Annotated in this window: 11 protein-coding genes and 1 pseudogene; 4 read left to right on the plus strand and 8 right to left on the minus strand. The window is 41.5% G+C overall.

Translation table 11 applies throughout. The annotated features are described in order from the left end of the window. Positions 1–179: 179 nt before the first annotated feature. From JMW94_RS14130 to JMW94_RS14140, 3 genes are all read right to left on the minus strand, one after another. Positions 180–449, minus strand: a complete 270-nt coding sequence (locus tag JMW94_RS14130; RefSeq protein WP_320157931.1) for an NADH dehydrogenase ubiquinone Fe-S protein 4 — start codon at positions 447–449, stop codon at positions 180–182. Then, positions 394–1077 carry a hypothetical protein gene (locus JMW94_RS14135; protein ID WP_265088326.1) on the minus strand — a complete coding sequence of 228 codons (684 nt, stop codon included), beginning with the start codon at positions 1075–1077 and terminating at the stop codon, positions 394–396. The genes JMW94_RS14130 and JMW94_RS14135 overlap by 56 nt, the downstream gene beginning before the upstream one ends. Before the next feature lie 201 nt (positions 1078–1278). Continuing rightward, complete coding sequence (locus JMW94_RS14140) at positions 1279–2190, minus strand: mechanosensitive ion channel family protein (RefSeq protein ID WP_004733146.1); 912 nt, start codon at positions 2188–2190, stop codon at positions 1279–1281. A 62-nt stretch (positions 2191–2252) separates the two neighbouring features. Between JMW94_RS14140 and JMW94_RS15135 the strand changes: the two are divergent. Both JMW94_RS15135 and JMW94_RS14145 read left to right on the plus strand, forming a co-directional pair. Next, positions 2253–2300: pseudogene (locus JMW94_RS15135) on the plus strand (hypothetical protein); the annotation flags it as partial. 27 nt (positions 2301–2327) lie between these two features. Beyond that, on the plus strand, positions 2328–2504 hold the full coding sequence (locus JMW94_RS14145; RefSeq protein WP_201604826.1) for a hypothetical protein: 177 nt from the start codon (positions 2328–2330) through the stop codon (positions 2502–2504). Between the two features lie 267 nt (positions 2505–2771). Here JMW94_RS14145 and JMW94_RS14150 read toward each other — a convergent pair whose 3' ends face one another. From JMW94_RS14150 to JMW94_RS14165, 4 genes are all read right to left on the minus strand, one after another. Then, a complete protein-coding gene (locus JMW94_RS14150) occupies positions 2772–4061 on the minus strand; it encodes an HNH endonuclease (protein ID WP_201604827.1) in 1290 nt (429 codons plus the stop codon). Continuing rightward, positions 4058–5017 (minus strand): DNA cytosine methyltransferase, encoded by a 960-nt coding sequence (locus JMW94_RS14155; protein ID WP_201604828.1) that lies wholly within the window; start codon positions 5015–5017, stop codon positions 4058–4060. Before JMW94_RS14155 ends, JMW94_RS14150 begins: the two co-directional genes overlap by 4 nt. A gap of 64 nt (positions 5018–5081) precedes the next feature. Beyond that, the gene (repM, locus tag JMW94_RS14160; protein WP_201604831.1) at positions 5082–6032 is read right to left on the minus strand and encodes a replication initiation protein RepM; all 951 of its coding nucleotides are present in this window, start codon (positions 6030–6032) and stop codon (positions 5082–5084) included. Between the two features lie 230 nt (positions 6033–6262). Then, positions 6263–6667, minus strand: coding sequence for a hypothetical protein (locus tag JMW94_RS14165; RefSeq protein WP_102716606.1), 405 nt, complete (start codon positions 6665–6667; stop codon positions 6263–6265). 246 nt (positions 6668–6913) lie between these two features. On the opposite strand from JMW94_RS14165, the gene JMW94_RS14170 reads away from it, so the two are divergent. Then, entirely contained in the window at positions 6914–7279 is a 366-nt protein-coding gene (locus JMW94_RS14170; protein ID WP_201604829.1) for a plasmid mobilization protein, read from the plus strand. Further along, entirely contained in the window at positions 7269–8399 is a 1131-nt protein-coding gene (locus tag JMW94_RS14175; protein WP_201604830.1) for a relaxase/mobilization nuclease domain-containing protein, read from the plus strand. The genes JMW94_RS14170 and JMW94_RS14175 overlap by 11 nt, the downstream gene beginning before the upstream one ends. Here JMW94_RS14175 and JMW94_RS14180 read toward each other — a convergent pair. Continuing rightward, positions 8396–9352, minus strand: coding sequence for a DNA-binding protein (locus JMW94_RS14180; protein ID WP_016247066.1), 957 nt, complete (start codon positions 9350–9352; stop codon positions 8396–8398). The two genes, JMW94_RS14175 and JMW94_RS14180, sit on opposite strands and share 4 nt — an antisense overlap. Positions 9353–9575: the final 223 nt, after the last annotated feature.

Below are 9575 nucleotides of genomic sequence, written 5' to 3' on the forward strand. Positions count from 1 at the left end.
ATTGAGGGCCTTCACTTGGTGTTCTTTAACAATGATAAGACTGTATTTCGACAGTTAGTTAGCTTTTTAACCCCTAAACCTATGAAAATCGGGTGGGGATGATTTTTTTGTCGTGTGCAGAGAAAAAAACCCCAAACTATTTTGAGGTAGTTGATTAATATGTGTTTGGAGTTATTAAATTATTCCCTGATAGGCCGGTAAGGATCCTGAGACGTCGTCCATCCCATCAAGGGCTCAAGGTTCTGCGGGCGTGACGGTTCGAACTCCAGAACCCAGTGTCGGGATCGTGGCGCGGACGTGGCGGCCGCGCGCGCGGGTCGGTAAATGATGGCGGTTGGCACATCATGAGAACGAAGGTTGGTTCCGGGAATTGTTGGTGCGAATGGCGGGCGGTTATGTCCTTGCATCATCTTTCGAATCTCCTTTCTTCTGTTTATTGTTGGCTGCATTTGCGTCTGGCTTGGACTTTGAGTGCTCGATGTCGTCCAGCCGCTCGATCTTGCGTGAGTTCGCCATGATCGCTTCTGCAGCCGACCGAAGCGCTTCAGGGTCGTTGTCGCTGCTGATGTCCGAACGCATCGCAATCGTGACTTCAGCTACGGCATGCATCACCTGTTCTGCGTCATTGCCGTTCAACTGGCCATCCTCAAGTCCATCAACAAGCAGATCAAGAACGCGTCGGAACGCTTCGACAACTGGCGCGCTGCCGACAACGGCAAGCCTGTGGCTGATGACCCTGAGTTCATCAATGAGCGCAAAATCATGACGTTCACGCTCCACGATTTCAGCAACCTTTTCGATGACGCGCATATATGTGTCATGCTTTTGTTGAAAAAGAAGAACTTGCCCTTCTTTTCTTAACTCAAGCTCAGTCTGGCGATTGAGGAGCACAGCTGTCAGATAGATAGTGGCAGCTGCACCCAGGAACACTAGGATCATCTCTTGGGCAAAAGGAACGTTTTCACCAACAAAGTATAAGCCGCGGTAGGCTGCGTAACCTACGCCCACTAAAACAATGGAAATTACCAGGTAGGCGACGTCCCTGCCGCGAAAGCTCGTCTTTACCGGTGGCTTCATGGGTTGGCCTTTCTTAATCATGGCTGTCGTTGCCTAGCGAACGGGTGTCAGGGGCAGGTTCGGTCTCCTTTTCGGGCCGCAAGAGAATAGGGGTTGGTCCAGAGCCAAATACATTGAACCCATCCCGCAGACAGCGCTCGAAAATCGTTTCATCCCAGTTCGAGAAATCTCTTTCCACTTCATATGTATATTTTGGCCGTGTCATTGGGCACCAGCCGGAGCTTCGATCCGAAAGGCAGGGGCTTTTCCATCCTTGTCCTGGCCGGCATAAAGCGTCAGATGCGGATAAGGGATTTCGATGCCAAGTTCGTCGAAGCGCTGTTTTATCCTGTGCAGATATTCGCGCCGGATTGACCATTGCTCACCTGGCAAGACCTTGAGGCGAAGACGCAGGATAACCGAAGAGTCACCCAACGTTTCGACCCCAAAGACCTCTGGCTCGGCTAATATTCTCGTTGACCAGGTTGTTTCCGAAGCTAGCTCACGGGCGACACTCTCCATAACGTTCAATGCCTCCTGAAGGTTTTCGCGATAGGCGACACCGACATCGATTACGGCCATCGAATAGTCCGTTGTCTTATTTGTCAGATTGGTGATGGCTCCGTTGGGCACATAGACCACGTCACCATTGAGTTGACGCAGGCGCACATAGCGCAACGTCATCTCTTCGACTTGGCCTGCCACACCGCCAATATCCACGATATCCCCGATGCGGAGTTGCCCTTCCAGCAACAAGACCAAACCCGAAAAATAGTCTTTTATCAGGCTCTGCGCAGCAAACCCCACTGCGATGCCGCTTACCCCCGCAGTCGTCAGGATCGGTGCCACAGAAATGCCAAGGATTGAGAGGGAAATGGTCACGGCCAAGGCCCACACGACCAGCCGACTGACGAAACGGATCAGACGAAAAGATGTTTCAATGCGTTTGACCTCATCTGCAGATCTCTTGGAAGTGCGGGTTCTTTTGCTGATGCGTGTGATGGCCCGCGAAAGCACTGCGGACACGAGCCACGCCACGGTCATGACGAGCACAATCTGTGCAACTGTTTGGGAAACGGAAATAAGGCCGGATAGGAGCTCTGCCTGTGTGACCTGCAAATTCAAAAAATTCATTTATATGCACTCCCTATTATTCTGCAACGAAAGGTCGGCTGGCGCAGCGCTGCTTCATATTTCTGACCTATTCAGACGGTACTTTCTATCTAAGAGAATACGAATTTGAACATATAGAAGACCCAAGTTCAATAAAAATGGTTAAAGAAGACAGATACAGCATTGTAAAAGACGCTTTAAATTTAGAAAAGCTTCAAGAGATATTAGATAATGTTGTGATCGTGGAAGAGCCTGATGTGCCTTTCCCACAATGTAACGATTTGGATAAGGTGATTAATTTATGTGAAATGAATTATCTGTTTTTGAAAAAATAACGTATGCAACCACCGCTAATGCAATAAGTATTATTATAAATATAATAGCATGACTACCCTAACCATCAATTAAGAAAACGTTTGTTGTTAATAAGTTTAATTTTGCATCATAGTTACATTAATAGAGATAATCAAACTTAATATCTTTTTATGCGAATAGTCGTAGGTTTTGAATATTTAATTCAGAGAAAAAGACCATACAATCAGGGCTTCGGCTGAAACGAAGAGAAAGTAGTGGATTTTTAATACAAGAATCTAGTAATAAAGCTAACTAATTACTCCTAGTAAGCGATTATCATAGCGCCACCTAATATTTTCCATATCAACATAATCAGGTAGTTTTATTGACGATGCAGTTAATCCTCTGTAATTGCTTCTTACGCCTTCATTTTCAGCAATTATTACGTCACAGTAGCCTTTCCTTACAGCATCAGGCCTTAAGTTTAATAAGCCCGAGTCAAATAATAGGTGTATATCTGCTCGCAGCATAATACCATTGCTGATTTCGTCATCACCCCCATAGGCATAAGGCTTAATATGTGCTGCCTGCAGAACCATAGGTAAATCAAAACCTGTAAATGGACACGTTGGTGTTGCAGCGAGAAGCTCCCTGCGGAAATACTGTTGTCTTGGTCTACTGTTAGAGCGATACGTAGATGACTGAATAACGGCACTGTTTATATCTAAACTACGAACCATAGATATAATTTCATCCCTGTTTTCTGACCAAACACCTTCAACTAATTCTGCTATTTGTTCATCAATCTGATTTATATAAGAAAATTTCAGAGTGTCACGTACAGCTTTTGAACCTGTGTAAAACTGTTCATCTCTTTCTAAAAAACCAAAGTTTGCTAAAAACCGCAAATACTCTCCAGAAAATCTTTTATCATTTGATCTTGGTACTGCATTGTACCAACCATCTATGACACTAGGATCTTCACGGAACTTAAGAATATACTCTGCAATAAACTCAGCTTTTTGTTTATCGCCTGCCATTGGTATTATTAAAGAATACAGTTCTTCATTTGTTAGCCAACCATACGATGGATTAATATTATGTAAATATCTTATTACTCTTAAGATTAACTTGAAGGGATGTATCAAAAGCTCACTTTCTATCCACTTGTCGTATGTTGTCTGATTTGTATAAGAAGCATGATTAGGTAGCTTAAAAGAAACAATAATTGCTGAAGCGAAATCAACTTGATTGAGTTCTCCACTAACTATTGATTTTGCAAACGGGGTAAGTTGTATAACACCCCTCACATTGTTGGGAATTAAGCCAAAAGCCTTCCAATACTGGGCAGAGTTTCGCATAAGATTTCTCTCACCAACTCTGTTTGCTAAACCTACTGTAGTAGCAACATCCTTGTCCATTTGCTGCATAATTTCTGCGAACTCTTGCGAGCTGTAGCGTACTTTACCATCTGCAATTGGTGCTACCCTGTTAATAAGACCTAATAATACAGCAGGGTCACCTAATGATTCCGTTGGAGCTTTAGTTGCAAACAGCCACTTATAACCTTCAAACGGCTTCTTAGGTGTGTAACTCATACTTCTGTCTCGTTCTTTTCAAAAAAAATTAATAGTTGTTCTGCGATTTTTTGAGCTAATAATACAGGAACAGCGTTGCCTACCTGCCGATAACAAGACCCCCTCGTACCTTTGTAGGCAAAATCTTTAGGAAAGCTCTGAACTGCTGCAGATTCTCTAACCGTCATTCTGCGTTCACCATTGTAGTGAGGTATCGCAACTACACCACCACCACCATTACCTCTAGCTAAAATAGTTGGCGAAGGTAAGTCAGGGTTTGTTTTACGATGTCCTGTAAAGTTCTTTACTGTGACCTTGTACTGTGAATACTCATTATTGGGCACAGTATGAGCATCTTCACCATCTGGATCTGGCAAACCTACAAAAGCTTCTTTTACGCTAACCCAAGGCAATAAACCATTTTTACCATCTTTTGCATGTGTTGGCTCGGGATACTCAAAATCTATGTCAATATCATTCCTTACTCCGACAATAAATACACGTCTTCTTGTTTGCGGCACACCGTAGTCAGCTGCGTTCAAAAGTTTGTATTGAACCTTATAACCTACTTCTGAAAAATCATTGATAATACCTTGTATGACAGACCCTTTGCCAAGCGATAAAATACCTTTCACATTTTCTGCAATAAAAACCTTGGGCTTTTTGTCTTTAAGGATTCGTACGTACTCTAAGTACAACGAGTTTCTTTCGTCTAAGACATTCCGCTTAGTATTTGCCATACTGAATCCTTGGCATGGAAAGCCACCCAGCATCACGTCAGCTTTAGGAATATCCTCAGATTTTATTTCAGATATGTCACCTAATACACACTCGTCTCCGATATTAGCCTTATAAGTTTCAACAGCATCAGCATCAAAATCGTTAGCCCATATAAGCTCAAAACCTACGTTTTTAAAACCTAAATCTAATCCACCTGCCCCACTAAATAGTGATGCAACAGTAGGTTTCTTAATCATTTCTAACTCCAATTAACTAACAACTTTGACAAGCATAGAGCTTGAGCGTGCATATACTATCAAATCAGTAATCAAGATACTCTTTGATAGGACGGTTTTTAAACTGCGTAGCATCTTTCTTCAGTCGATTAACCATTTCAAACTCCCAATCTTCTTTGTTCTGGCCTGCTGGACTGGTAGGGCTAACCATATGATTGTAATCAGTCATAAACTGAGGATTTCGAGCAATACGGCCAAGTTGCTTGTCATTCAAACCGTCTATAGTAAACATATCAGCAGTATCACCATCTCTTCGTGATTCTATTGCTTTCTTAAGTTTGGGCTTGGGCTTAGCTTTGAATTTAAATGTAAACCCTACGATACTACGCCCCTCTTTATGTTGATCGTATTTGACAGTGATATCTGTATGTAGATTAATCTGTTTAACAGCGAAATCCAGAACAAACTTTTTAAAATTACTCATTGTTTTATACTGCGAAATCTCAACGCCTAACTGCTTCCTGAAATTCTGCAGCTCAAACTTAGGCGTTTTACCTATAGAGCGCCATTGAATAATAAGTTCATAAAGCCTAATAGCATAACTACTATCGAGGTTTGCAACTTGCTCTAACTCATAACTTGTGAATTGCTCTTCTAGCCTTGTTATTAAAGGCACAACATCGGAGGTAAACCGCAAATAAACTGTGCCATTGGCTTTTTCATAACCAATTTTATCTACCCAACGACAATGGAATGAGCGATCAGCACCATTTTTGGGGTTTTTATCGTGGTAGGTCACATATCTATCAAATAAACCTTTGCTTGCATCCTTTACTACTTCATAAGAGTTGTTTTTATCAATACCAAACTGTTCAGCGTAAGAATGCGCATGAATTCTTAGCAGACTATTATGATCAATTCCTTGACCTGTTTCTCTAGCCTCAATTATTGCTAGCAATATCAATCGTTGTTCTGCCAATCCGAGTGTGTAGCTCGCTTCAATAAGTGCGTTATCCTTCACGACTAATTCAGACATTTCCATAACCATATCCATTTAAGTAGTCTGTAAGATAGCCTATCTTAAATAGCTTGTCAAACAAACAACCTATTTACAGGGTAAACCTATTCATATAACAGGGCAAACCTATTCATATAACAGGGTAAACCTATCTACATAACAGGGTAAACCTATTCATATAAGTCTCGAAAGCCTTTATTGATAAAGAATACAGCTTGCTTAAAAGCATTTAAAAGCATTTAAAAACATTAAAAACCTTTTTCTCTTATTTCTTTTAATTCTTCCATAGTAAAAAACTTTAATTTAGCTTGAAGTTCAGCTCCTTGTCTAAACCATTCCCAATAATTTAGAAAAGCATCATAATGTTCACTTATATAATCCATCAGTTGAGAAGTAGAAAGATCGTAATGATGGTCTTTAGGTTTAGAGAATCTGGTTAGTTTGCCTTTACTGACATTGACACCAAAATACTGAGCTATCTTCATTGCTCTATATGAATTAATTTGACGCTCTAATCTATAACCATCGTAGACACCTAATACATCAAGCTCACTACAACCATAGTCAATAGTATTTATCATATCAATCATACCCTCCACCCTAGCAGAACGAAGAGCGTTATATAGCTGCATGTTTTTACGTCTCTTATCCATATCTAATAGTCCTTAACTCTAGGTACAGTCATTCTTTTATATATAGGTACAGTCAATTATAATATCATAGGTACAGCCATTTATTTCTAATTAGGTACAGCCAAATATAGATTATATGATATTATTTATTTAGCCAGCAGTCACTAGAGGGGGCTATTTATTACTACGTACTAATTATCCTATCCCTCTGTGAGCTGGCTAAGGGAGACCCTTAGAACCCCTAAAAACCTTACCTAGGTAATTGTTATGAATGAGATAAAACCTACCGTTCTTGATAAGAGAGCTAAGCGCAATAGAGAGATTGCGATTCGCGTCAATGATTATGAGCTTGCTGAGATTAAGAAAAGAAACCGTGAAAATACGGTAGCCAGTTGGCTGCGAGGATTGGCATTAGGGGTAACCCCAGTTAAACCCGTTGATCCTGAATTGGTTCGTCAGTTGGGTAGGATTGGTAGTAATCTAAACCAGCTAACCAAGCATGTAAATATTGAAAAGGAAGTTGATTCTGAGGTATTGAGTGAGATTAAAGCGATTAGAGTACAGCTACATGCGCTGATAGAAAGCAGTATTGAATACTCAAAAGTAGCTGCGAGGGATAGTGATGATCGCTAAATTCTCTGACCATGGTACAGGCAAGGCAAGTGGCGTTTTAAACTACCTACTGAAAGAGAAGGGCGAAAAAGGTGTTCTTGTACCTAGAGCGCATGCAAAAGTGCTGTACGGCGATCCTGTGCTCACTGAGCACCTAATTGATACTACCTCTCACAAGTCTAAGTACAAGTCAGGGTACTTGTCTTTTAGGGAGCGTGCAGACGAGATCAGCGAGTCAGATAAAAAGCGCATTATGCAGGAGTTCGAAGCAATCATATTCTGCGGTTTAGAAAGTGATCAGTACGATATTTTATGGGTTGAGCATGCGGATAAAGACATTGATGAGGCTCACCCTGTGGGACGACTGGAGCTAAACTTTGTGATTCCCTGTCAGGAGCTGCGATCAGGTAAGTCTTTTCAACCGTACTATGAGCCAGCAGACCAAAAAAGGGTCAATGCTTGGAAGAATATTATCAATTCAGAGGTTAAGACTATCAAGGGTGAGCCGTTAAGTGATCCTAATGACCCTAAGCGCAAACGCTTAGTGAATCCCTATAACAATCATGCGCCACGCCCTACACCTTTTGATTTGAAAGCGTATACGAAAAAAGATGCCGAAAAGGACGAGGAGACCATCGCCAACCCACCTAGTCGTACGCTATTGGAGGAAGCGATAAAACGTCGTCTCTTATTGGATTGGCAAGACGGCATCCTTATGAATCGTCGAATGGTGATGGGTAGGCTTGAACAATGGGGCTTAAAGATTAATCGTGGCAATAGCGAGAAGACGTTATCGGTGACCAGCAGCAAATTAACGGATAAGAACGGTAAGCCAATGGGCGTTAGGCTCAAAGGCGGTATATTTGAAAAAGGATTTGATGGTCTTCGCTTTCGATCACATAACAAAGAATGGGAGCAAGCTGTATACGACCATAGGACTAATAAAAATGAGCGCAAGCAATTAGATGAGAAGAACTTAGCCACTGGAATAAAAATAAAAGAGGCTTATCATCAGGAGAGGTACAAAGATTTAGCTACACCTGAGCAGTTAGGGGTAGATAAAGAGGTTAAGCAGGAGCTAGAAGTAGCTGAACCAGCCCCTGTAGATACCTATCGTACAAGTTTGAGACCAAGATTTTAATGAGTATTCTTATTTTGATCTATAGTCATTTTGCTTTGAGCTTTCTCAAGCTCAGTTTGTAGTGCTGTTACTCGTCCTTGCTCTGATAGGTAATTGGTTGATAGGTCTTCATACTGCTTATTTAATACTCTATGGTCAGCTCGAAGATTAGCTTGCGTTTGAGTTAGCTCATCAAACAACCCTAACAACTTATCACGTTCAGCAGTTATTGCTTTTAGCTCTCCTTTTACTTCTGCCGTGATGGTCGTTATTTCGTTGCGCTCATCGGTAACTATTTTAAGCTCGGATTGTACTGCCTCAAGCGCTTTGTTTAATCGTGCAATCTCTATTTTATCGTTGTCAGCTACAGCTTCAAGCGTGGCTATTTTGGATAAGCTAGCGCTAAGCTCTGTTGATACGTTATCTAATGTACTACTTACCTCTACAAGCTGTGCCTGTGCGGTATCTGCCTTAACACGTTCAAGCTCTAGCTGATGCTGAGTGTCGCCTAGTGTTCTTGTAAGGGTGTCACGTTCAGCAATAGCTTGATTCGCTGTGATAGCAGTTGCCTCTGCGGTTGCAGTCACTTCATCCAGCTGCATCAATAAATCGGATTGCTCACTCTCTAAGGTCTTTACTGCCTCTTGTGCCTCGTCCACTTCAACTTGTGCCTTAGTTTTAATACTTTCTAAGGCTTCTCGCTCTTTGATTAATCTGTCATTAGCCATATCAATAGCTGTCTGCCACATATCAGCCCCTAAAGACTGTAAGCGCTCAGTTATACCACTTGGCAACACAACCTGTCTCAGCTGCTCTTCTTCCTGATTATCTTGACGCCAAGATTTCATAGCCTCACTAATAGTGGTAAACGAACCACCACCTAATATCTTACGTACCTCAGCTAGCGTTGGCTTAATCCCTTGTTCTTGTAGCTGGTCAGCAGTTGCATGAATTTGTTGTATTGTGATTGCCATGATTATAATCCTGAAATTTATATAATTATCTTTGTATTATGTTGTATGTATAATAATACTACATACAACATAATACAACATATAATGTAAAAAAACCCTCTGCACACGACAAAAAAATCATCCCCACCCGATTTTCATAGGTTTAGGGGTTAAAAAGCTAACTAACTGTCGAAATACAGTCTTATCATTGTTAAAGAACACCAAGTGAAGGCCCTCAATCAAC

Source organism: Psychrobacter immobilis (genome assembly GCF_904846185.1).
GTDB lineage: Bacteria > Pseudomonadota > Gammaproteobacteria > Pseudomonadales > Moraxellaceae > Psychrobacter > Psychrobacter immobilis_B.